The organism is Variovorax atrisoli 110B (genome assembly GCF_000382045.1).
GTDB classification, from domain to species: domain Bacteria; phylum Pseudomonadota; class Gammaproteobacteria; order Burkholderiales; family Burkholderiaceae_C; genus Variovorax; species Variovorax atrisoli.
Genome location: NZ_KB907452.1, coordinates 512,442 through 533,446 on the forward strand (window position 1 = coordinate 512,442; position 21,005 = coordinate 533,446).

The following is a 21,005-nucleotide window of genomic DNA, read 5'->3' on the forward strand; positions in this document are numbered from 1 at the left end:
TCTGTTGGCGGCTAAAGGAAGCGCTCGAGCAGTTTGCGCGAGGCTCGGTCCAGCGTCTTCACGTCGGGAATGCGGAACTGCACGCCGTGCGCACTCGCGATCAGCAATGCACCGCCTTCGAGCCGGCGGATGTCCTCCTCGGCCTTGAGCACGAAGCTGGTCTCGCCGCGGTCGGTGCTGATGGTCCAGGTGCTGGGCACGCCGAAGCTCGACACGCCGTGCAGCTTCAGCAGCGTAGGCGCGAAGTCGCGCACCGCGAGGTCTTCCTCGAGCAATGCACGGGCCTGCGCCGGCAGCTGCTCGACGCTGTCGATCCAGACCAGCTCCCGCCCCTCGCTGCCGACCAGCGAGATGCCCTGGCCGGGCGCGCTCAGCGGAAAGGCCCGCACGGGCACGATGCCCACGTGGCGCTCGCCCTGGGCATCGATCAGCACGAGGCGGCCGAAGGGGTCGCGTTCCAGTTGGAATGGGTTGCTGCTTGTCATGCGTCACCTGCCGGATGGGCCGCGTGGGTGATGGCGACCGGCGCCTGCGCGCTGGCGCGTTCGTCGGCGGCGCCTTCGCTCGCGTCGTCGTCGCCCTGGCGCAGCTGCGCCTGGTAGAGCCGCCAGTAGGCGCCCTGCTTCGCCATCAAGGCGTCGTGCGGGCCGACTTCGACCACTTCGCCACGGTCCATGACCACGAGGCGGTCCGCCTTGCGCAGCGTCGACAGGCGGTGCGCGATGGCGATGGTGGTGCGGCCCTGCACGAGGTTGTCGAGCGCCTTCTGGATTTCCTTCTCGGTTTCGGTGTCCACCGCGGAGGTCGCCTCGTCGAGGATCAGGATGCGCGGGTCGATCAGCAGCGCGCGCGCGATGCTGATGCGCTGGCGCTCGCCGCCCGACAGGCCCTGCCCGCGCTCGCCGACCAGCGAGTCGTAGCCGTGCGGCAGGCGCAGGATGAAGTCGTGCGCATGCGCGGCCCGCGCGGCGGCGACGATCTCCTCGCGAGTGGCGTCGGGCTTGCCGTAGGCGATGTTCTGGGCGATGGTGCCGAAGAAGAGGAACGGCTCCTGCAGCACCAGGCCGACGTGGCGGCGGTAGTCGGCCACGGCGAAGCGGCGGATGTCGGTGCCGTCGACCTTGATGGCGCCGTCGGTCACATCGTAGAAGCGGCAGATCAGGTTGACCAGCGTGCTCTTGCCCGAGCCGCTGTGGCCCACGAGGCCGATCATCTCGCCGGGCTCGATGGTCAGGTCGAGGTCGTGGATGACCGCGCGCGACCCGTAGCGGAAGCCCAGCCCGCTCATCTCGATGCGGCCCTGCACGCGCTCCACTTTCACCGGATTGGCCGGTTCGGGCACGTTGCTCACGTGGTCGAGGATGTCGAAGATGCGCTTGGCGCCCGCCGCCGCCTTCTGGGTGACCGAGACGATGCGGCTCATGGAGTCGAGCCGGGTGTAGAAGCGCCCGATGTACGCGATGAAGGCGGTGAGCACACCCACCGTGATGCTGCCGCGCGCCACCTGCCAGATGCCGAAGGCCCAGACCACCAGCAGGCCGATCTCGGTGAGCAGCGACACGGTCGGCGTGAACAGCGACCAGGTGCGGTTGAGCTTGTCGTTGACCTGCAGGTTGTAGGTGTTGGCGATGCGGAAGCGCTCGGCCTCGCGGCGCTCCTGGGCGAAGGCCTTCACCACGCGGATGCCGGGGATGGTGTCGGCCAGCACGTTGGTCACCTCGGACCAGACGCGGTCGATCTTCTCGAAGCCGGTGCGCAGGCGGTCGCGCACGACGTGGATCATCCAGGCGATGAAGGGCAGCGGCACCAGCGTGACCACCGCCAGCAGCGGATTGATGGAGATCAGGATGACCGCGGTCATCACGATCATCAGCACGTCGTTGGCGAAATCGAGCGCGTGCAGCGACAGGAAGACGTTGATGCGGTCGGTCTCGGAGCCGATGCGCGCCATCAGGTCGCCGGTGCGCTTGCCGCCGAAGTAGTCCAGCGGCAGGGTCAGCAGGTGCTCGTAGGTGGTGGTGCGCAGGTCGGCGCCGATGCGCTCGGACACCAGCGCCAGCAGATAGGTTCGGGCCCAGCCCAGCCCCCAGCCGACCAGCGCCGCCAGCAGCAGGCCGCCCAGGTAGAAGCCCACGCGCATGGTGTCGATCTTCTGGCCGTTCTGGAACGGGATCAGGATGTCGTCCATCAGCGGGATGGTCAGGTACGGCGGAACCAGGGTGGCGGCCGTGGAGAGCAGCGTCAGGAAGAACCCGACGATCAGCTGCTTGCGGTATGGCTTGGCGAAACGGCCCAGGCGCAGCAGCACCCAGGTGGAGGGCGGGGTCTGGAGTTCGGTGTCGGTGGAATCGTCGCCGTCGGCGGACTCGGCGGACTCCGGTGTCTCCTTGGCGACACTACCAGCCGTTCGCTGTCCGAACAGCTTCATCAGCCGCAGCGCCGCGACCTGCCCGGCCAGGGTGTAGCGCCAGCGTGCCAGGCGGCCCGAAGCGTCCACCAGATCGAGCGTGCCGACGCCGGCATGATCGGAAACGCGCAATTCCAGGGCTTCGTCGGTTAGCGGCCACTCACGCCACTGCTCCGAGGAAGCGGCGCGGGGATCGAATGCGATCAGCCTCCGGTCAGTCAGGGCGACTATGGCGGAGGCGAAGCTAAGTTGGTCGTCGAGGTCAACCGTCAGTGTTACCAGAACGTTTTCCGCGACTGCGAGGCGGTTTTTCAGTGCTTGCGCTGATGCCGCTTCTGTTTCGCCCTCCCGGGTGCCGACTGGATCGTGATGTTGCATTGTGTTTCTTTGACTCTTGCCCGTCGCGGGCCTCTTGGACCGCGTCATGGCGCCCCAGGTCGGGCGCCGATTCTGACCGATCGCCATGGGCGCGCTTGAAGGCGCCGCGGTGCTCGGCCAAAGCACATCGAACGTTTGCATGACCCGTTTCGACGACATCCAACTGCTGCGCATCAATTATTTGCGCGGCCCCAATCTCTGGACCTACCGTCCCGTGCTCGAAGTCTGGCTCGACCTGGGCCAGCTCGAAGACTACCCCTCCAACAAGATCGACGGCTTCACCGACCGCCTGACGACCCTGCTGCCGGCGCTCATCGAGCACCACTGCGGCGTCGGCGAGCGCGGCGGCTTCATCCAGCGGCTGACCGAAGGCACCTGGTCGGGGCACGTGCTGGAGCACGTCGTCATCGAACTGCTGAACCTGGCGGGCATGCCGACCGGCTTCGGCCAGACCCGCAGCACCTCGGAGCACGGCGTCTACCGCATGGTGTTCCGCGCGCGTGACGAGCAGGTCGCCCGCGTGGCGCTGGCCGAGGGCCACCGCCTGCTGATGGCGGCCATCAACAACGACCCGTTCACCGCCGCCGACGTGCAGAAGGCGGTCGATGCGGTCAAGGGCAAGGTCGAAGACTGCTACCTCGGCCCGAGCACCGCCGCCATCGTGGCCGCCGCCACCGACCGCGGCATTCCCCACATGCGGCTGAACAGCGGCAACCTCGTGCAGCTGGGCTACGGCGCCAACCAGCAGCGCATCTGGACCGCCGAGACCGACTACACCAGCGCCATCGGCGAATCCATCGCCAGCGACAAGGAGCTGACCAAGTCCCTGCTCGCGAGCTGCGGCGTGCCCGTGCCCGAAGGCCAGGTGGTCGCCGATGCCGAAGAGGCCTGGGAAGCCGCCGAGGACATCGGCCTGCCCGTGGTCGTGAAGCCTTCCGACGCCAACCACGGCCGCGGCGTCTCGCTCGAGCTGACGACCCGCGAGGAAGTCATGGCCGCCTTCGCGGTCGCCGAGCCCGAGGGCAGCGACGTGATGGTCGAGCGCTTCATCCGCGGCCACGAGCACCGCCTGCTGGTGGTGGGCGGCGAGGTGGTGGCTGCCGCGCGCGGCGAGATCATCACCGTCACCGGCGACGGCAAGTCCAGCGTGCGCGAACTCATCGACAAGCAGCTCAACAGCGACCCGCGCCGCGGCGCCGAGGAAGAGTTCCCGCTCGACGTGATCCTGATCGACACCGACGCCAAGCTGCAGCTCGAACTCAAGCGCCAGGACCTGAACGCCGAAGCCGTGCCCGCGGCCGGCCGCGTGGTCACGATCCAGCGCAACGGCAACATGGCCAACGACTGCACCGACCAGGTCCATCCCGAGGTGGCGCACGCCGCCGTGCTGGCAGCCCGCGTGGTCGGCCTGGACATCGCCGGCATCGACCTCGTGGCGCAGGATATCTCGCGGCCCCTCGGCCCGCAGGGCGGCGCGATCGTCGAAGTCAACGCCGGCCCCGGCCTGCTGATGCACCTGAAGCCGGCCGTCGGCTCGCCGCGTCCGGTGGGCCGCGCGATCTGCGACCACCTGTTCCCCAACGACGCACCCGGGCGCATTCCCGTGGTCGGCGTGGCCGGCTCGCGCGACACCGCCGTGCTGGCGCGCCTGGTGGCCTGGCTCATCAACCTGGGCGGCCGCCACACCGGGCTGGCCTGCCGCGACGGCCTGTTCCTCGAACGCCGCCGCGTCGACGCGCGTGACAGCGCCAACTGGGAAGCCGGCCACCGCCTGCTGGTGAACCGCGCGGTGCAGGCCGTCGTGATCGAGAACGGCGCCGAGACCATCCTGCGCGACGGCCTCGCATACGACCGCTGCGAAGTCGGCATCGTCACCGACCTCGAAGGCTGCGAAGCGCTGGCCGACTACGACATCACCGAGAGCGACCAGATGGTCAAGGTGCTGCGCACGCAGGTCGACGTGGTGCTGCCCGAAGGCACGGCCGTGCTCAATGCCGCCGACCCGCGCGTGGCCGGCCTGGCTCCGCTGTGCGACGGCGCAGTCATTCTGTATTCGGCCGACGCGCAGGCCCCCGCGCTCTCCGCGCACCAGAGCGCCGGCGGCAAGGCCGTGCTCGTGCGGCAGGACCGCGTGGTGCTGGCCAACGGCAGCAGCGAATCGTTCCTGCCGGGCCTCGGCCGCCTGACCGTGTGGCGCGCCACGCATGCCGGCGTGAGCCTCGAGAGCCTGCTGGCCGCCGTGGCCGCGGCATGGGCCATGGGCATTCCGCTCAACCTGATCGGTGCCGGCGTCGAAGCCTTCGAGGCCGACCTGCAGGCTGCGCTGGCCTCGCTGCAGCTTTCGCAGACCCAGCCCCTCCAACCCCAATTCGCCTGAGGCTCTTCGCCTCGCCAGATAGACAGCAGCAGCTCCCGCAGCCCATGAAAGTCACCCGCACCCGAGCCCTTCGCGGGCCCAATCTCTGGAGCCGCCATACCGCCATCGAGGCGGTCGTGGCCTGCCACGGCGACGAGAACGCCATCAGCAAGCTGAGCGGTTTCGAAGACCGCCTGCGCGCGCGCTTCCCGACCATCGGCGAGCTGCACCCGATGGTGCTAGGCCAGCCGCTGGCGCTCGCCCACGTGCTGGAGAACGCCGCCGTCGCGCTGCAGGCCCAGGCAGGCTGCGCGGTCAACTTCGGCCACACCTCTCCCACCGTGGAAGAAGGCGTCTACCAGGTCGTTTTCCAGTACACCGAGGAGGCCGTGGGCCGCCGCGCCGCCGAGCTGGCCGAGGAACTGATCGCCGCCGCCCAGAACGACACGCCCTTCGACGCCGAAGCCGCCATCGCAGAGCTGCGCGACCTCGACGAATCCGAGCGCCTGGGCCCGAGCACCGGCTCCATCGTCGACGCGGCGGTTGCGCGCGGCATTCCGTTCCGCCGCCTCACGCGCGGCAGCCTGGTGCAGTTCGGCTGGGGTTCGAAGCAGCGCCGCATCCAGGCCGCCGAGGTCGACAGCACCAGCGGCGTGGCCGAATCGATCGCGCAGGACAAGGAGCTGACCAAGCAGCTGCTCAACGCCGCCGGCGTGCCGGTGCCGCTGGGCCGCCCCGTGAGCAGCGCGGAAGACGGCTGGGCCGCCGCCAACGAGATCGGCCTGCCGGTCGTGGTGAAGCCGCAGGACGGCAACCAGGGCAAGGGCGTGACGGTCAACATCAACTCGCGCGAGGAGCTGTTCGCGGCCTATGAATCGGCCGCCGTCTACGGCGAGGTGATGGTCGAGAAGTTCCTGCCCGGCTTCGACTTCCGCCTGCTGGTGGTGGGCGACCGCCTCGTGGCCGCCGCACGCCGCGATCCGCCGCAGGTGATCGGCGACGGCAGCTCCACCGTTCGCCAGCTGGTCGACACGGTGAACCTCGACCCGCGCCGCGGCGAGGGCCATGCCACCTCGCTCACCAAGATCCGCCTGGACGACATCGCCATCGGCCGGCTCGAATCGCAGGGCCTCACGCCCGACAGCGTGCCCACGCTCGGCCAGCGCGTGGTGCTGCGCAACAACGCCAACCTCTCCACCGGCGGAACCGCCACCGACGTGACCGACACCGTGCACCCCGAAGTCGCGGCGCGCGCGATCGACGCGGCGCAGATGGTCGGCCTGCACATCTGCGGCGTCGACATGGTCTGCGAGAACGTGCTGCGCCCGCTCGAGGAACAGCACGGCGGCGTGGTGGAAGTGAATGCCGCGCCCGGCCTTCGCATGCACATCTCGCCGTCGTTCGGCCGCGGCCGCGCGGTCGGCGAGGCGGTGATGGACACGCTCTTCGCCCACGGCGACGACGGCCGCATCCCCGTGGTGGCCGTCACCGGCACCAATGGCAAGACCACCACCGCGCGCCTCATCAACCACCTGCTCTCATCGAGCGGCCTGCGCACCGGCATGACCAACACCGACGGCGTGTACGTCGACGGACGGCAGACCGACAGCGGCGACTGCAGCGGCCCCAAGAGCGCACGCAACGTGCTGATGCACCCCGACGTGGACGCGGCCGTTTTCGAGGTCGCCCGCGGCGGCATCCTGCGGGAGGGCCTGGGCTTCGACCGCTGCCAGGTGGCGGTCGTCACCAACATCGGCAGCGGCGACCATCTCGGCCTGAACTACATCACCACCGTGGAAGACCTCGCGGTGCTCAAGCGCGTGATCGTGCGCAACGTGGCGCCCGACGGCTACGCGGTGCTCAACGCGGCCGACGTCAACGTCGCCGCGATGGCCACCGGCTGCCCCGGCAACGTGATCTTCTTCACCGCCGACCGCATGCACCCTGTGATGGCCACGCACCGCGCGCAGGGCAAGCGCACCGTGTACGTCGACCAGGACACGCTGGTGGCCGCCGAAGGCTCGTGGCGCGAACGCATTCCGCTGCGCGACGTGCCGATCACCCGTGGCGGCAGCATCGGCTTCCAGGTCGACAACGTGATGGCCGCCGTGGCCGCGGCCTGGGGCGTGGGCCTCGACTGGGACACCATCCGCAGCGGCCTCGCGAGCTTCATGAACGACGCGGCCGGCGTGCCCGGGCGCTTCAACGTCATGGACTACCGCGGCGCGACCGTGATCGCCGACTATGGCCACAACACCGACGCGATGCGCGCGCTGGTGTCGGCCGTGGACACCATGCCGGCGAACAAGCGCTCGGTGGTCATCAGCGGCGCGGGCGACCGGCGCGACTCCGACATCCGCGACCAGACGGCCATCCTCGGGCAGGCCTTCGACGACGTGATCCTCTACCAGGACGCGGCTCAGCGCGGCCGCGCCGACGGCGAGGTCATGGCGCTGCTGCGCCAGGGCCTGCAGGGCGCGGCCCGCACGCGCTACATCGACGAGATCCGCGGCGAGTTCGTGGCCATCGACGCCGCGCTGGCCCGCCTGCAGCCGGGCGACCTCTCGCTGATCCTGGTCGACCAGGTCGAGGAGGCACTCGCCCACCTGGCCCAGCGGATCGCGGCGGGCTAGGAAGCTCGCCCCAGGCTTCGCACACTTCGCGTCGCGCGCGCCTTCCCCCTCCCGGGGCGGCGTCTGCGTCCCGGCAAGGCAGATTGCGCGACGCCCTGTTTGAAGGCCCGTCCGCTGCCGGACATGTCCGACACGCAAGGGCGAGTCCGGCTCGGTGGGCGGCGTGCGGCTGTCCCACAGACTCGGAACCCGTGCCGGCAGCACACTGAGGCTCCTGTCACGCACCTCTCGCAGGGCGTGCCCACCAAGGAGCCTGCATGAAAAAAACCCTACGTTCCGTTCTCTCCGCCACGGCCATTTGCGCAGCCGGCGGCTTCATCGTCTTCGGCGCGCAGACGGCCGGTGCACAGGCGCCCGGCACCGAAACCCGCATGCAGAAGGAGCGAGCCACCTGCGACGGCGTACAGCAAGATCGCGCTGCATGCCTGCGCGAAGCCGGCGCGGCCCGCCAGGAAGCCTCGCGCGGCGGCCTCACCAGCCCCAGCCCTGCCCGCGAACAGGTCAATTCGCTTGCTCGCTGCAGCGAACTGCCCGCCGCCGAGCAGCCCGACTGCGAGGCCCGCATCAAGGGCGGCCCGCGCACCACCACCGAAGGCAGCGTGATGGGCGGCGGCGTGATCCGCGAGACCGTGACGCCGCTTCCGCCGCAACCCGCCCCGGCGCGTTGATACATCGATACAAGCGGCCGGTTCGATCGTGTGAACCCGGGCCGCTTCGCACAGTCCAACTTCTCCCTGGTCAACCAGCTCACCTCAAGGAGTCATCCATGAAAAGCAACAAGCGTTCGATGCTCTTCACCATGCTCGCCGTCGGGGCACTGACAGTCTCGGCGGCCGCCTCGGCTGCACCGCCCAAGCGCGGAGAGTCTTACAGCACCTACCAGCAGGAACTCGCCGTCTGCGGCCACAACCAGCAGGACCGCGCAGCATGCATCCGCGAAGCCGGCGCCGCACGTCAGGCCGCTGCACAGGGCGGTCTGACCAGCGCACCCGACTACCGCGCCAACGCGCTCGCGCGCTGCGCCCTTCAGCAGCCCGCCGACCGCCCTGCCTGCGAGGCACGCGTGCTCGGCAGCATGGGCAACACCACGGCCAGCGTCGATGGCAGCGTGATGGGCGGCGGCGTGATCCGCGAGTCGGTCACCACCACCGTGATGCCCGCGCCAGCGCCCATGATGGAACCGCGGCCGATGCCCATGCCCCGACCGATGCCGGCTCCAATGCGCTGACCTGACAGCTTTTCCATGCGAGGGGCATCGCCATTTCCCCGGGGATGGCGATGCCCCTACTGTCATATTTCTGTCACAAAAGCCTGAGATGTGCTAGCTATAGTTCCCGGTCCCTGCCCACCAAGGAACTCTTTTTCATGAATGCCATCAAGGTCGCTCGCCGATTCATCGAAACGGACCCGGCCAACGAATCGGCCAAGATCCTGGCCCAGCTCGTGCTGGCCCTGGAGTCCGAACGAAGCTTCGAACTCATCACCCTCTACGAGCTCGACTACAAGAGCTTCCAGCTTGCGATGGACATCCTGAAGGAGTGGCGCCTCGACCGCTACTACGCCAGCAAGTCCAAGCTGTTCGACCTGTCGCTGCAGGTCAGCGAACTCGAAGAGAACGCGAAAGGCGCCAAAGGCGCGAACCCCAGCGAAGCCGAGGCCTGAGCGGCCTTCGCCCTCTCTCTTTCTCTTCATGCAGCGCGGCCGTGCCGTCGCGCTGCTCCTCCCCACTCTTCCTCGCCTACTTCCCCCAGCGCAGCACCAACGGATCGAGCCGCTTCGCGGTCTCGATCAGGCCAGCGCGCGTGTCGGGGTGCATGGCCGGCAGCGGATGCCGCGGCGCCTCGCAGGCGATCACACCGCCCTCCTTCATCAGCGACTTGCACGCCAGCAGACCGGCCTGGCGGTTCTCGTAGTTGATGAGCGGCAGCCACTGCTGGTAGAGCGCGAAGGCCTTGTCGCGGTCGCCGGCGCGGTGCGCCTCGATGATCGGTCGGATGCCGTCCGGATAGCCGCCCCCCGTCATCGATCCCGTGGCACCGGCATCGAGGTCGGGCATCAGCGTGATGGCTTCCTCGCCGTCCCACGGCCCTTCGATGGCATCGCCGCCCAGGCGGATCAGCTCCCGCAGCTTCGACGCGGCACCGGGCGTCTCGATCTTGAAGTACGCCACCTGCTCGATCTCCTTCGCCATGCGCGCAAGGAACAGAGCCGACAGCACCGTGCCGCTGGCCGGCGCGTCCTGGATCATGATCGGGATGCCCACCGCGTCCGACAGCCGCGCATAGAACTCGTAGATCTGCGGTTCGGGCACGCGGAAGGTCGCGCCGTGATAGGGCGGCATCACCATCAGCATCGCGGCGCCCATGTCCTGCGCGCGGCGGCTGCGTTCGGCGCAGACTTTGGTGCTGTAGTGCGTGGTGGTCACGATCACCGGCACGCGGCCCTTCACGTGTTCGAGGATGGTGCGGGTGAGCACCTCGCGCTCCTCGTCCGACAGCACGAACTGCTCCGAGAAGTTCGCCAGGATGCACAGCCCGTCGGAGCCCGCGTCGATCATGAAGTCGACGCAGCGCTTCTGGCTTTCGAGATCGAGCGCGCCCTGTTCGGTGAAGGTGGTGGGCACCACCGGGAAGATGCCGCGGTATCTGGGGGTCATGGTGTCGGGGGATGGATCAGTGTGAATGACGGGGAACGGCCGCGCCGCGGCAGCCGACCAGGAAGTCGAAGTCGCAGCCTTCGTCTGCCTGCAGCACGTGGTTGACGTAGAGCTTCTGGTAGCCGCCGCCGCGCGTGCTCATCGGCTGCTTGTCGGACGCGGCGAGCGAAGCCAGGCGCGAAGCGAGCTCCTCGTCGCTGATGTCGAGGTGCAGGCGGCCGGCATCGCAGTCGAGCTCGATCCAGTCGCCGTCGCGCACCGCCGCCAGCGGCCCGCCGTCGGCCGCCTCGGGCGCGACGTGCAGCACCACGGTGCCGTAGGCCGTGCCGCTCATGCGCGCGTCGGAGATGCGCACCATGTCCTTGATGCCCTGGCGCAGCAGCTTCGGCGGCAGCCCCATGTTGCCGACCTCGGCCATGCCGGGGTAGCCCTTGGGGCCGCAGTTCTTGAGCACCAGCACGCAGCTCGCGTCGACGTCGAGGTCTTCGTCGACGATGCGCTCCTTGTAGTGCTCCAGGTTCTCGAACACCACCGCACGGCCGCGGTGCTTCAGCAGCTCCGGCGAGGCCGCCGAGGGCTTGAGCACCGCGCCGCGGGGCGACAGGTTGCCGCGCAGGATGCGGATGCCGCCGTCGGCGATCAGCGGCCTGTCGAGCGGACGGATCACCTCGTCGTCGAGGCTGGGCGCTTCGCGCACGTTGTCCCAGAGCGACTGGCCGTTCACCGTGAGCGCGCCGGGGTGCGGCAGCAGGCCGGCCTCGCCCAGGCGGCGCAGCACCGCGGGCAGGCCGCCCGCGTAATAGAACTCCTCCATCAGGAAGCGGCCCGAGGGCATCAGGTCGACGATGGTCGGCGTGTGGCTGCCGATGCGCGTCCAGTCCTCCAGTTCCAGATCGACGCCGATGCGCCCGGCGATCGCCTTCAGGTGGATCACCGCGTTGGTCGATCCGCCGATGGCCGCATTCACGCGGATCGCATTCTCGAAGGCCTCGCGCGTGAGGATCTTCGACAGCGTGAGCCCCTCCTTCGCCATCTCCACCGCGCGCATGCCCGACATCTGCGCGAGCACGTAGCGGCGCGCATCCACTGCGGGAATCGCCGCGTTGTGTGGCAGCGAGGCGCCCAGCGCCTCGGCCATGCAGGCCATGGTCGAGGCCGTGCCCATGGTGTTGCAGGTGCCCGCCGAGCGCGACATGCCGCCTTCGGCCGAGAGGAACTGGTGCAGGTTGATCTCGCCCGCCTTCAGCGATTCGTGCAGCTGCCACACGGCCGTGCCGGAGCCGATGTTCTTGCCCTCGAGCTTGCCGTTGAGCATCGGCCCGCCGGTGACCACGATGGCCGGGATGTCGCAGCTCGCGGCGCCCATCAGGAGCGCGGGCGTGGTCTTGTCGCAGCCGGTGAGCAGCACCACCGCATCGACCGGGTTGCCGCGGATGGCCTCTTCCACGTCCATGCTCGCGAGGTTGCGCGTGAGCATCGCGGTGGGCCGCAGGTTCGATTCGCCGTTGGAGAACACCGGGAATTCCACCGGGAAGCCGCCGGCCTCCGAGATGCCGCGCTTCACGTGCTCGGCGATCTTGCGGAAGTGCGCGTTGCAGGGCGTGAGCTCCGACCAGGTGTTGCAGATGCCGATGATCGGGCGGCCATCGAATTCATGGTCCGGGATGCCCTGGTTCTTCATCCAGCTTCGGTACATGAAGCCGTTCTTGTCGGCCGAGCCGAACCATTCGGTCGAGCGCAGTTTCTTCGGAGGGGTGTCCGGCATGCGAGTTGTCCTGAGGGGAGAGAGGGGAAAAAAGGAAGGTCAGCGCCGCGGTGCGCGCGATGTGAAGAAGCGCTGCAGCAGGCAGAACACGAACAGCAGCGCGCCGACGACGATGCGCGTCCACCACGAGCTCAGCGTGCCGTCGAAGGAGATGAGCGTCTGGATGATGCCCAGCATCAGCACGCCGAAGAGCGTGCCCGCCACGTAGCCCACGCCGCCGGTCAGCAGCGTGCCGCCGATCACCACCGCCGCGATCGCGTCGAGCTCCAGCCCGACCGCATGCAGGCCGTAGCCCGAGAGCATGTAGAAGGTGAAGATCACGCCCGCCAGCGCCGAGCAGAAGCCCGAGAGCGTGTACACGCCGATCAGGGTGCGGCGCACCGGCAGCCCCATCAGCACCGCCGACTGCTCGCTGCCGCCGATGGCATACACCGCACGCCCGAACGGGGTGCAGTGCGCGAGAAAGATCGCCGCCAGCAGCACCGCGATGGCGATCACCGCGCTGATCGACACCGAGGCCTCGCCCCACACCGGAATGCGGATCTGCGAGACCTCGGAGTAGAACTCGTTGGTGATGCTGATCGAGTCGATGCTGATGAGGTAGCAAAGCCCCCGCGCCAGGAACATGCCCGCCAGCGTGACGATGAAGGGCTGCAGCCTGAAGCGCTCGATGAGCACCCCCATGAAGGCGCCGAATGCCGTGCCCATGACGAGCACCAGCGGAATCACGATGGCCGGGCTCCAGCCGTGCTTCTCCACCAGGGAGGCCGACACCATGGTGGTGAGCGCGATCACCGAGCCCACCGAGAGGTCGATGCCGCCCGAGAGGATCACGAAAGTCATGCCCACCGCCACGACGATGAGGAAGGCGTTGTCGATCAGCAGGTTGAGGAACACCTGCGCCGAGAAGAAGCCGTCGTAGAACACCGAGCCCAGCGTCGCCACCAGCACGAACAGCGAGATGGTCGCCGCCAGCGGCAGGTATTTCGGATTGAGCCCCCTGCTCCCTCTGCCGCGCCTTCCGTCTGCGGAAGCGGGCTGGGCCGGGCGTGCAGTCTCGATCACCGCGCTCATGCCTTCGCTCCTTCATGCGCCGGCCGCTGCACCAGCGTGCGCACCTGCGACCTGAACTCCGGCGACTGCAGCAGCATCACCACGAACACCACGCCCGCCTTCACCACCAGGTTGATCTCCGGCGGTACGCCCAGCGAGTAGATCGCGTAGGTCAGCGTCTGGATGATGAGCGCGCCGATCACGCTGCCCACGAGGCTGAAGCGTCCGCCGGTGAGCGCGGTGCCGCCCAGCGTCACCGCCAGGATCGCGTCGAGCTCGATGAGCTGGCCCGCGTTGTTGCCGTCCGCGCTCTTGACGTTGGAGCTGATGAGCAAGCCCGCCACGCCCGCGCAGGCGCCGCAGAACGCATAGGCGCCGACGATCAGCCGCCGCGCCTGCACGCCCGCCACGCGCGCCGCCGTCGGGTTGATGCCCACCGCCTGGATGAAGAGCCCCAGCGCCGTGCGCGTGATGGCCAGGTACAGCAGCACGAACACGGCCGCCACGATGAACAGCGAGAACGGCAGCCCCAGCAGGTAGCCGCTGCCGAGGAAGAAGAAGGGCTTGTAGTAGATGGTGATGATCTGCCCGTCGGCGATCAGTTGCGCGATGCCGCGCCCCGCCACCATCAGGATCAGCGTCGCGATGATGGGCTGCATGCCCACCTTCGCCACCAGCAGGCCGTTCCACAGCCCGCACACCAGCGCGATGCCGATGGCCGCGAGGATCGCGAGCGGCATCGGAAAGCGGCTCGTGTCGCTGGAGACCGAGCCGCCGATCATCCAGGCCGCGAGCGCCGCCGCGATGGCCACCACGGCGCCCACCGAGATGTCGATGCCGCGGGTGGCGATCACCAGGGTCATGCCGAGCGACACCAGCACCAGCGGCGCGGCGCGGTTGAGGATGTCGACGAGGCTGCCGTAGAGATGGCCTTCGCGCCATTCGAGGTGCAGGAAGCTGGCGTTGAAGGCGGTGTTCACCGCCAGAAGGAGCAGCAGCGTGACGATGGGCCACGCGAGGCGATGGCGCATCGCAGCCGCCAGGCGATTGTCTTCGGCGTTGGTCATGAGAGTTGCTCCACCGAGGCGGTCTTGCCCCCTCTCCCGCTTGCGGGAGAGGGTTGGGGTGAGGGTGTGGCCTGAGCCGGAGTACCTTGCTTTTCAAAAGCCGATGCCCTCACCCTAGCCCTCTCCCGCAAGCGGGAGAGGGGACAACACGAAAACAGGGTCGCCATCACGTCGCCGCAATCATTTCGTACACCTCATCCTCGGTCGAGCCGCCCGGCAGCTCGCCCACCTTCTTCCTGTCGCGCAGCACCACGATGCGATGCGCCACGCGCACCACCTCGCTCATCTCCGAGGAAATGAAGATCACCGCCATGCCGGCCTTCGCCAGCCGAAGGATCTCCTCCATGATCTCCTGCTTGGCCGCCACGTCGATGCCCCGCGTGGGCTCGTCGAGGATCAGCAGGCGCGGCTCGGTCGCGAGCCAGCGCGCGATCACGGCCTTCTGCTGGTTGCCGCCCGAGAGCAGCCCGATCGGTGTCTCGACGCTCGCGGTCTTGATGCCGAGCGACGCGACGAACTTCTCCGCCATCGCCGTCTGCTCCGCATGCGAGAGAAAGCGCCTGGTGCCCAGCCGTGCCTGCAGCGCCAGCGCGATGTTCTCGCGCACCGACAGCTCGGCGACGATGCCGTCCGTCTTGCGCTCCTCGGGGCACAGCGCCAGCCCTTCGCGGATCGCATCGGCCGGGTTCGAGAAGCTGAGGCTGCGGCCGTCGACCTTGAGCACGCCGCGGTCCGGCATCTCCAGCCCGAACAGCAGCCGTGCGAGCTCGGTGCGGCCGGCGCCGAGCAGTCCCGCGATGCCGACGACCTCGCCCGCGCGCACGCGCAGGTCGGTCGCCTGCAGCTGGCCCGCCTGCCCCAGGCCCTCGATCTGGAGCAGCGCGGGGGCGGCCTCGTCGAACGAAGGCAGCGCGGCCGGCCTCGCCGACTGCGCAGCGAGCTCGCGCCCGAGCATCGCGGCGATCAGCGCCTGCGGCCCGAGATCGGCCGCCTTCCACTCGCCGATCCATGCGCCGTTGCGCAGCACGGTGATGCGGTCCGACACCGCGTACATCTGGTTCAGGAAGTGCGTCACGAAGACGATGGCCAACCCCTCGGCGCGCAGCCGCCGCAGCACGTCGAAGAGCTTCTCGACCTCGTCGTCGTCGAGGCTGGAAGTAGGCTCGTCGAGGATCAGCACCTTCGACGACACCCCCAGCGCCCGCGCGATGGCCACCATCTGCTGCACCGCCACCGAGTAGCTCGACAGCAGCCGGGTCACGTCGATGTCGAGCCCGATGCGCGCCAGCAGCTCCTCGGCGCGCCGGTTCACCGCGGCCCAGTCGATGCGGAAGCCCTGCGCCGCGCCCTTGCGCGGATAGCGCCCAGCGAACACGTTCTCCGCCACCGAAAGGTTCGGGCACAGGTTCACTTCCTGGTAGACGGTACTGATGCCCAGCTTCTGCGCCTCCAGCGGCGAATGCGCGCGGATCGGCTTGCCTTCGAGCAGCATCTCGCCGCCGCTGGACGGCAGCACGCCCGTGAGCACCTTGATCAGCGTCGACTTGCCCGCGCCGTTCTGCCCCATGAGCGCGTGGATCTCGCCCGGATAAAGATCGAGCCGGACGTCGCGCAGCACCGGGATGCCGCCGAACTGCTTGTGGATGCCCCTGAGCTGGAGAACGGGGCTGGCGCTTGCGTCTGCCATGTGCCGTGCTTCACTTGTTCTTGTTGTAGACGTCGATGAACACCGCGGCCAGCAGCACCAGTCCCTTGATGACCTGCTGGTAGTCGATGCCGATGCCCAGGATCGACATGCCGTTGTTCATCACGCCCATGATGAAGGCGCCGATCACCGCCCCCATCACCTTGCCCACCCCGCCCGAGGCGGAGGCGCCGCCGATGAAGCAGGCCGCGATCACGTCGAGCTCGAAGCCCAGGCCGGCCTTGGGCGTGGCTGTGTTGAGCCGCGCCGCGAACACGAGGCCAGCCAGCGCCGCGAGTGCGCCCATGTTCACGAAGGTGAGGAACGCGAGCCGCTGCGTCTTCACGCCAGACAGGCGCGCCGCCTTCTCGTTGCCGCCCAGCGCGTAGATGCGCCGGCCGACGGTGGTGCGGCTGGTGACGAAGTCGTACACCACGATCAGCACCGCCATCACGATCAGCACGTTGGGCAGGCCCTTGTAGGTCGACAGCAGGTAGCTGAAGAACAGGATGATGGCCGCGAAGAACAGGTTCTTCACCAGGAAGAAGGCGTAGGGCTCCTGCTCCATGCCGTGCGCCGCCAGTTTGGCGCGCCCGCGCATCTTGAAGAACACCAGCGCCACGGCGGCCAGCGCGCCCACGATCAGCGAGGTGGTGCGGAAGGTGTCGCCGCCCAGCGGGTCGGGAATGAAGCCCGAGCTCAGCCGCTGGAATTCCACCGGGAACGGCCCCACCGACTGCCCCGCAAGCAGCGCCAGCGTCAGCCCCTTGAACACCAGCATGCCCGCGAGCGTGACGATGAACGACGGGATCTTGCGGAAGGCCACGAACCAGCCCTGCGCCGCGCCGATGACCGCGCCCGCGAGGATGCTCACCAGCGCTGTCGGCACGAAATGCCAGTCGTACTCCACCATCAGCACCGCAGCCAGCGCGCCGATGAAGCCGCACACCGAGCCCACCGACAGGTCGATGTGCCCCGCCACGATCACCAGCAGCATGCCCAGCGCCATGATGACCACGTAGCTGTTCTGCAGCAGCAGGTTGGTGAGGTTGAGCGGCCGCAGCAGCGTGCCGTCGGTCAGCACCTGGAACAGCACCATGATCGCGACCAGCGAGATCAGCATGCCGTACTCGCGCAGGTTGTTCTTCAGGAAACCCGCGTGCAGCCGCGCCGCAGCCCCTTCCTGCGCCGGCACTGCCGGCTTCGCCACGTTGACTTCAGGATGCGACATGGACGGAACTCCCTGAACTCACGATGGCATGCATGATGCGCTCCTGCGAGGCTTCTGCAGCCGGAAACTCGGCGACGAAGCGCCCCTCGTTCATCACGTAGATGCGGTCGCACATGCCGAGCAGCTCCGGCAGTTCGGAAGAAATCATGAGAATGCCCTTGCCCTCGCTGGCAAGCCTGTCGATGATGGTGTAGATCTCGTACTTGGCGCCCACGTCGATGCCGCGCGTGGGCTCGTCGAGGATCAGCAGTTCGGGCTTCGTGAAGAGCCACTTGCTCAGCACCACCTTCTGCTGGTTGCCGCCTGAGAGGTTGACCACCAGCTGCTCGATGCCCGAGCAGCGGATGTTGAGCGCCTTGCGGTACTCGTTGGCCACCTTGAACTCGCGCCCGTGGTCGATCACCGATCTGTCGGCGATCGCATCGAGGTTCGCGAGGCTGATGTTCTTGCGGATGTCTTCCTCCAGCACCAGCCCGAGGCCCTTGCGGTCTTCGGTGACGTAGGCGATGCCATGGTCGATGGCCTTGCGCACCGTGCTCACGTCCACCGGCTTGCCGTGCATGAACACCGAGCCGCTGATGCGCTGGCCGTAGGAGCGGCCGAAGATGCTCATCGCCAGCTCGGTTCGGCCCGCGCCCATGAGGCCCGCGATGCCGACGATCTCGCCCTGGCGCACGTCCAGGCTCACGCCCTTGATCTGCTCGCGGTCGGCGTGCAGCGCGTGGTGCACGCGCCAGTCGCGCACCTCGAACACGGTGCTGCCGATCTTCGGGTCGCGCTGCGGATAGCGGTGCGCCATGTCGCGTCCCACCATGCCGCGGATGATGCGGTCCTCGCTGATCGGCTGGCCGCGGCAGTCCATGGTCTCCACGGTCGCGCCGTCGCGCAGCACGGTGATGGCGTCGGCCACCTTGGCGATCTCGTTGAGCTTGTGCGAGATGAGGATCGACGCGATGCCCTGGCGCTTGAGTTCCAGCAGCAGCATCAGCAGCGCGTCGCTGTCGTTCTCGTTGAGGCTGGCGGTGGGCTCGTCGAGGATCAGCAGCTTCACCTCCTTGGCCAGCGCCTTCGCGATCTCGACGAGCTGCTGCTTGCCCACGCCCAGGTCGGTCACCAGCGTGGTGGGCGGCTCCTTCAGGCCTACCTTGGCGAGCAGCTCGCGCGTCTTCGCATAGGCGGCGAACCAGTCGATCACGCCGGCGCCGTTGGCAAGCTCGTTGCCGAGGAAGATGTTCTCGGCGATGGACAGCAGCGGCACCAGCGCCAGCTCCTGGTGGATGATGATGATGCCGAGCTTCTCGCTGTCGGCGATGCCCCTGAAGCGGCGCTCCTCGCCCTCGAAGAAGATCTCGCCGGTGTAGGAGTCGCACGGGTAGACGCCGCTCAATACCTTCATGAGCGTCGACTTGCCCGCGCCGTTCTCCCCGACCACCGCGTGGATCTCCCCCGCGCGCACGCTGAGGTTGACGTTGCTCAGCGCCTTCACGCCGGGGAACGTCTTCGTGATGCCGCGCATCTCCAGGATGGCGGCATCGGCAGTGCGACCGTGCACGCTCACTTGATCTGGCTTTCCTTGTAGTAGCCGCTGTCGACCAGCACCTGCTTCCAGTTCGACGCATCCACGCTCACGGGCTTGAGCAGGTACGAGGGCACGACCTTGATGCCGTTGTTGTAGGTCTTGGTGTCGTTCACCTCGGGCGTCTTGCCCGAGAGCATCGCGTCCACCATCGCCACCGTCACCTTGGCCAGCTCGCGCGTGTCCTTGAACACGGTGGAAGTCTGCTCCTTGCGCAGGATCGACTTGATCGAAGGAATCTCGGCGTCCTGCCCCGTGACCACCGGCATCGGCTGCGAGGCCGAGCCGTAGCCCACGCCCTTGAGCGACGACAGGATGCCGATCGAAAGGCCGTCGTACGGCGACAGCACCGCATCGACGCGGTCCTTGGTGTAGAAGGCCGACAGCAGGTTGTCCATGCGCGCCTGCGCCACGGCGCCGTCCCAGCGCAGCGTGCCGACCTTGTCCATTCCCATCTGCTTGCTGCGCACCACCAGCTTGCCGCTCTTGATGTAGGGGTCGAGCACCGACATCGCGCCGTTGTAGAAGAAGAAGGCGTTGTTGTCGTCGGGCGAGCCGCCGAAGAGCTCGATGTTGAACGGACCCTTGCCGCCCTTCAGGTCGAGCGACTTCTCGATCGACTGCGCCTGCAGCACACCCACCTGGAAGTTGTCGAAGGTGGCGTAGTAGTCGACGTTCTTCGAGCCCTTGATGAGCCGGTCGTAGGCGATGACCTTCACGCCCTTGTCGGCCGCCTTCTGCAGCACGTCCGACAGCGTGGTCCCGTCGATGGCGGCGATGACCAGCACCTTCGAGCCCTTGGTCACCATGTTCTCGATCTGCGCGAGCTGGTTGGGGATGTCGTCTTCGGCGTACTGCAGGTCGGTCTTGTAGCCCTTGTCCTTGAAGTACTTGACCATGTTGGCGCCGTCCGCGATCCATCGCGCCGACGACTTGGTGGGCATGGAAATGGCGATCAGGCCCTTGTCCTGCGCGCTGGCCAGCGGCGAGAAGCCGACGATGGCCAGTGCGACGCCTGCGAGCGATGCCTTGAGGAAGTTGCGTTTCATGTTCGATCCGTTTTTTTCGATGGGTGCTGTATCTTTTCCAGGAACACCGCGGAACCGGCTTCGCCGGGCCGCAGGTGTTGCCCCCGGCGAGGGGGTTGGCGAAGCGGACACGAAGTGCCGCGCAGCCTGGGGAGTACTCAATACTTCCGGTTGGGAAACTCTTTGGCTGCGACTTCCATGGGGAAGATGCTCTCGACCGTCACGATGCGCTTGGGCAGCGTCTTGCCGTCCTTGATGTCCTTCACCGCCTGCATCAGCTGCGGGCCGAGCAGCGGGCTGCACTCAACCGACACGTTGAGCTTGCCGGCGATCATGGCCTCGAAGGCGCCCTTCACGCCGTCGATGGAGATGATCACGATGTCCTTCGCGGGCTTCAGGCCGGCTTCCTCGATGGCCTGGATGGCGCCGATGGCCATGTCGTCGTTGTGCGCGTAGAGAACGTTGATCTTCTTGCCCTCGGCCTTCAGGAAGGCCTCCATCACCTCCTTGCCCTTGGCGCGCGTGAAGTCGCCGGTCTGCGAGCGGATGATCTTGAACTTCGGGTCGGCCTTGATGATTTCCTCGAAGCCCTTCTTGCGGTCGATGGCCGGTGCCGAGCCCACGGTGCCCTGCAGCTCGACGATGTTCACGTCGCCCTTCTGGTCCTTCATCTTCTCCACCAGCCAGCGGCCGGCCTTGCGGCCTTCCTCGGTGAAGTCGGAGCCCATGAAGGTCACGTAGAGCGAGTCGTCCTTGGTGTTGACGGAGCGGTCGGTCAGCACCACCGGAATCTTCGCGGCCTTGGCCTCGCGCAGCACGGTCTCCCAGCCCGACTCGACCACCGGCGAGAAGGCGATCACGTCCACCTTCTGGGCGATGTACGAGCGGATGGCCTTGATCTGGTTCTCCTGCTTCTGCTGCGCGTCGGAGAACTTGAGCTCGATGCCGGCGTCCTTGGCGGACGACTTGATCGACTCGGTGTTGGCGGTGCGCCATTCGCTCTCGGCGCCCACCTGCGCGAAGCCGAGCACCAGCTTCTTCTGCGCGAGCACGGAAGCGGGCAGCAGTCCGCCGAGCGCGGCGGCAGCCAGGGCGGTGTTGAGGGTGCGGCGATTCATGGTCATGGGAATGTCTCCTTCTTGATGTTTCCGAGGATTTGCCTGTCGGCGTT

General features: G+C 67.7%; 16 protein-coding genes. 5 read left to right on the forward strand and 11 right to left on the reverse strand.

Annotated elements, in window-relative coordinates:
- Positions 1 to 11: 11 nt before the first annotated feature.
- Entirely contained in the window at positions 12 to 485 is a 474-nt protein-coding gene (locus G369_RS0113460; RefSeq protein ID WP_019654527.1) for a cyanophycin metabolism-associated DUF1854 family protein, read from the reverse strand.
- Positions 482 to 2,785 carry a cyanophycin metabolism-associated ABC transporter gene (locus tag G369_RS0113465; RefSeq protein WP_019654528.1) on the reverse strand — a complete coding sequence of 768 codons (2,304 nt, stop codon included), beginning with the start codon at positions 2,783 to 2,785 and terminating at the stop codon, positions 482 to 484. The genes G369_RS0113460 and G369_RS0113465 overlap by 4 nt, the downstream gene beginning before the upstream one ends.
- Positions 2,786 to 2,924: 139 nt before the next feature.
- Here G369_RS0113465 and G369_RS0113470 point away from each other — a divergent pair, with 139 nt between their 5' ends.
- The 5 genes from G369_RS0113470 to G369_RS0113490 all read left to right on the forward strand — a co-directional run bounded on the left by G369_RS0113470 (position 2,925) and on the right by G369_RS0113490 (position 9,436).
- A complete protein-coding gene (locus G369_RS0113470) occupies positions 2,925 to 5,162 on the forward strand; it encodes a cyanophycin synthetase (protein ID WP_240649907.1) in 2,238 nt (745 codons plus the stop codon).
- Positions 5,163 to 5,206: 44 nt separating this feature from the next.
- A complete protein-coding gene (gene cphA / locus G369_RS0113475; RefSeq protein WP_019654530.1) occupies positions 5,207 to 7,774 on the forward strand; it encodes a cyanophycin synthetase in 2,568 nt (855 codons plus the stop codon).
- Between the two features lie 257 nt (positions 7,775 to 8,031).
- A complete protein-coding gene (locus tag G369_RS0113480) occupies positions 8,032 to 8,442 on the forward strand; it encodes a hypothetical protein (protein ID WP_019654531.1) in 411 nt (136 codons plus the stop codon).
- Positions 8,443 to 8,540: 98 nt separating this feature from the next.
- The gene (locus G369_RS0113485) at positions 8,541 to 9,002 is read left to right on the forward strand and encodes a hypothetical protein (RefSeq protein WP_019654532.1); all 462 of its coding nucleotides are present in this window, start codon (positions 8,541 to 8,543) and stop codon (positions 9,000 to 9,002) included.
- 137 nt (positions 9,003 to 9,139) lie between these two features.
- Positions 9,140 to 9,436 (forward strand): hypothetical protein, encoded by a 297-nt coding sequence (locus G369_RS0113490; protein WP_019654533.1) that lies wholly within the window; start codon positions 9,140 to 9,142, stop codon positions 9,434 to 9,436.
- 76 nt (positions 9,437 to 9,512) lie between these two features.
- On the opposite strand, the gene G369_RS0113495 is transcribed toward G369_RS0113490, so the two are convergent.
- The 9 genes from G369_RS0113495 to G369_RS0113535 all read right to left on the reverse strand — a co-directional run bounded on the left by G369_RS0113495 (position 9,513) and on the right by G369_RS0113535 (position 20,958).
- Positions 9,513 to 10,430 carry a dihydrodipicolinate synthase family protein gene (locus G369_RS0113495; protein WP_019654534.1) on the reverse strand — a complete coding sequence of 306 codons (918 nt, stop codon included), beginning with the start codon at positions 10,428 to 10,430 and terminating at the stop codon, positions 9,513 to 9,515.
- Positions 10,431 to 10,446: 16 nt separating this feature from the next.
- A complete protein-coding gene (locus G369_RS0113500) occupies positions 10,447 to 12,195 on the reverse strand; it encodes an IlvD/Edd family dehydratase (RefSeq protein ID WP_019654535.1) in 1,749 nt (582 codons plus the stop codon).
- A 39-nt stretch (positions 12,196 to 12,234) separates the two neighbouring features.
- Positions 12,235 to 13,269, reverse strand: coding sequence for a galactofuranose ABC transporter, permease protein YjfF (gene yjfF, locus G369_RS0113505; RefSeq protein WP_019654536.1), 1,035 nt, complete (start codon positions 13,267 to 13,269; stop codon positions 12,235 to 12,237).
- Positions 13,266 to 14,315 (reverse strand): ABC transporter permease, encoded by a 1,050-nt coding sequence (locus G369_RS0113510; protein WP_019654537.1) that lies wholly within the window; start codon positions 14,313 to 14,315, stop codon positions 13,266 to 13,268. The genes yjfF and G369_RS0113510 overlap by 4 nt, the downstream gene beginning before the upstream one ends.
- A 166-nt stretch (positions 14,316 to 14,481) precedes the next feature.
- Positions 14,482 to 16,002 carry a sugar ABC transporter ATP-binding protein gene (locus G369_RS0113515; RefSeq protein ID WP_019654538.1) on the reverse strand — a complete coding sequence of 507 codons (1,521 nt, stop codon included), beginning with the start codon at positions 16,000 to 16,002 and terminating at the stop codon, positions 14,482 to 14,484.
- Between the two features lie 10 nt (positions 16,003 to 16,012).
- Positions 16,013 to 17,230, reverse strand: a complete 1,218-nt coding sequence (mmsB, locus tag G369_RS0113520; protein ID WP_019654539.1) for a multiple monosaccharide ABC transporter permease — start codon at positions 17,228 to 17,230, stop codon at positions 16,013 to 16,015.
- On the reverse strand, positions 17,217 to 18,746 hold the full coding sequence (gene mmsA, locus G369_RS0113525; protein ID WP_038114688.1) for a multiple monosaccharide ABC transporter ATP-binding protein: 1,530 nt from the start codon (positions 18,744 to 18,746) through the stop codon (positions 17,217 to 17,219). Before mmsA ends, mmsB begins: the two co-directional genes overlap by 14 nt.
- Positions 18,747 to 18,784: 38 nt before the next feature.
- A complete protein-coding gene (gene chvE, locus G369_RS0113530) occupies positions 18,785 to 19,855 on the reverse strand; it encodes a multiple monosaccharide ABC transporter substrate-binding protein (RefSeq protein ID WP_019654541.1) in 1,071 nt (356 codons plus the stop codon).
- A gap of 137 nt (positions 19,856 to 19,992) precedes the next feature.
- Positions 19,993 to 20,958 carry an ABC transporter substrate-binding protein gene (locus G369_RS0113535; protein WP_019654542.1) on the reverse strand — a complete coding sequence of 322 codons (966 nt, stop codon included), beginning with the start codon at positions 20,956 to 20,958 and terminating at the stop codon, positions 19,993 to 19,995.
- Positions 20,959 to 21,005 lie beyond the last annotated feature (47 nt).

Coding starts and splice junctions, on each gene's coding strand:
- G369_RS0113460 (WP_019654527.1), bottom strand. CDS start 485: ATGACAAGCAGCAACCCATTCCAACTGGAACGCGACCCCTTCGGCCGC.
- G369_RS0113465 (WP_019654528.1), bottom strand. CDS start 2,785: ATGCAACATCACGATCCAGTCGGCACCCGGGAGGGCGAAACAGAAGCG.
- G369_RS0113470 (WP_240649907.1), top strand. CDS start 2,925: ATGACCCGTTTCGACGACATCCAACTGCTGCGCATCAATTATTTGCGC.
- cphA (WP_019654530.1), top strand. CDS start 5,207: ATGAAAGTCACCCGCACCCGAGCCCTTCGCGGGCCCAATCTCTGGAGC.
- G369_RS0113480 (WP_019654531.1), top strand. CDS start 8,032: ATGAAAAAAACCCTACGTTCCGTTCTCTCCGCCACGGCCATTTGCGCA.
- G369_RS0113485 (WP_019654532.1), top strand. CDS start 8,541: ATGAAAAGCAACAAGCGTTCGATGCTCTTCACCATGCTCGCCGTCGGG.
- G369_RS0113490 (WP_019654533.1), top strand. CDS start 9,140: ATGAATGCCATCAAGGTCGCTCGCCGATTCATCGAAACGGACCCGGCC.
- G369_RS0113495 (WP_019654534.1), bottom strand. CDS start 10,430: ATGACCCCCAGATACCGCGGCATCTTCCCGGTGGTGCCCACCACCTTC.
- G369_RS0113500 (WP_019654535.1), bottom strand. CDS start 12,195: ATGCCGGACACCCCTCCGAAGAAACTGCGCTCGACCGAATGGTTCGGC.
- yjfF (WP_019654536.1), bottom strand. CDS start 13,269: ATGAGCGCGGTGATCGAGACTGCACGCCCGGCCCAGCCCGCTTCCGCA.
- G369_RS0113510 (WP_019654537.1), bottom strand. CDS start 14,315: ATGACCAACGCCGAAGACAATCGCCTGGCGGCTGCGATGCGCCATCGC.
- G369_RS0113515 (WP_019654538.1), bottom strand. CDS start 16,002: ATGGCAGACGCAAGCGCCAGCCCCGTTCTCCAGCTCAGGGGCATCCAC.
- mmsB (WP_019654539.1), bottom strand. CDS start 17,230: ATGTCGCATCCTGAAGTCAACGTGGCGAAGCCGGCAGTGCCGGCGCAG.
- mmsA (WP_038114688.1), bottom strand. CDS start 18,746: ATGCGCGGCATCACGAAGACGTTCCCCGGCGTGAAGGCGCTGAGCAAC.
- chvE (WP_019654541.1), bottom strand. CDS start 19,855: ATGAAACGCAACTTCCTCAAGGCATCGCTCGCAGGCGTCGCACTGGCC.
- G369_RS0113535 (WP_019654542.1), bottom strand. CDS start 20,958: ATGACCATGAATCGCCGCACCCTCAACACCGCCCTGGCTGCCGCCGCG.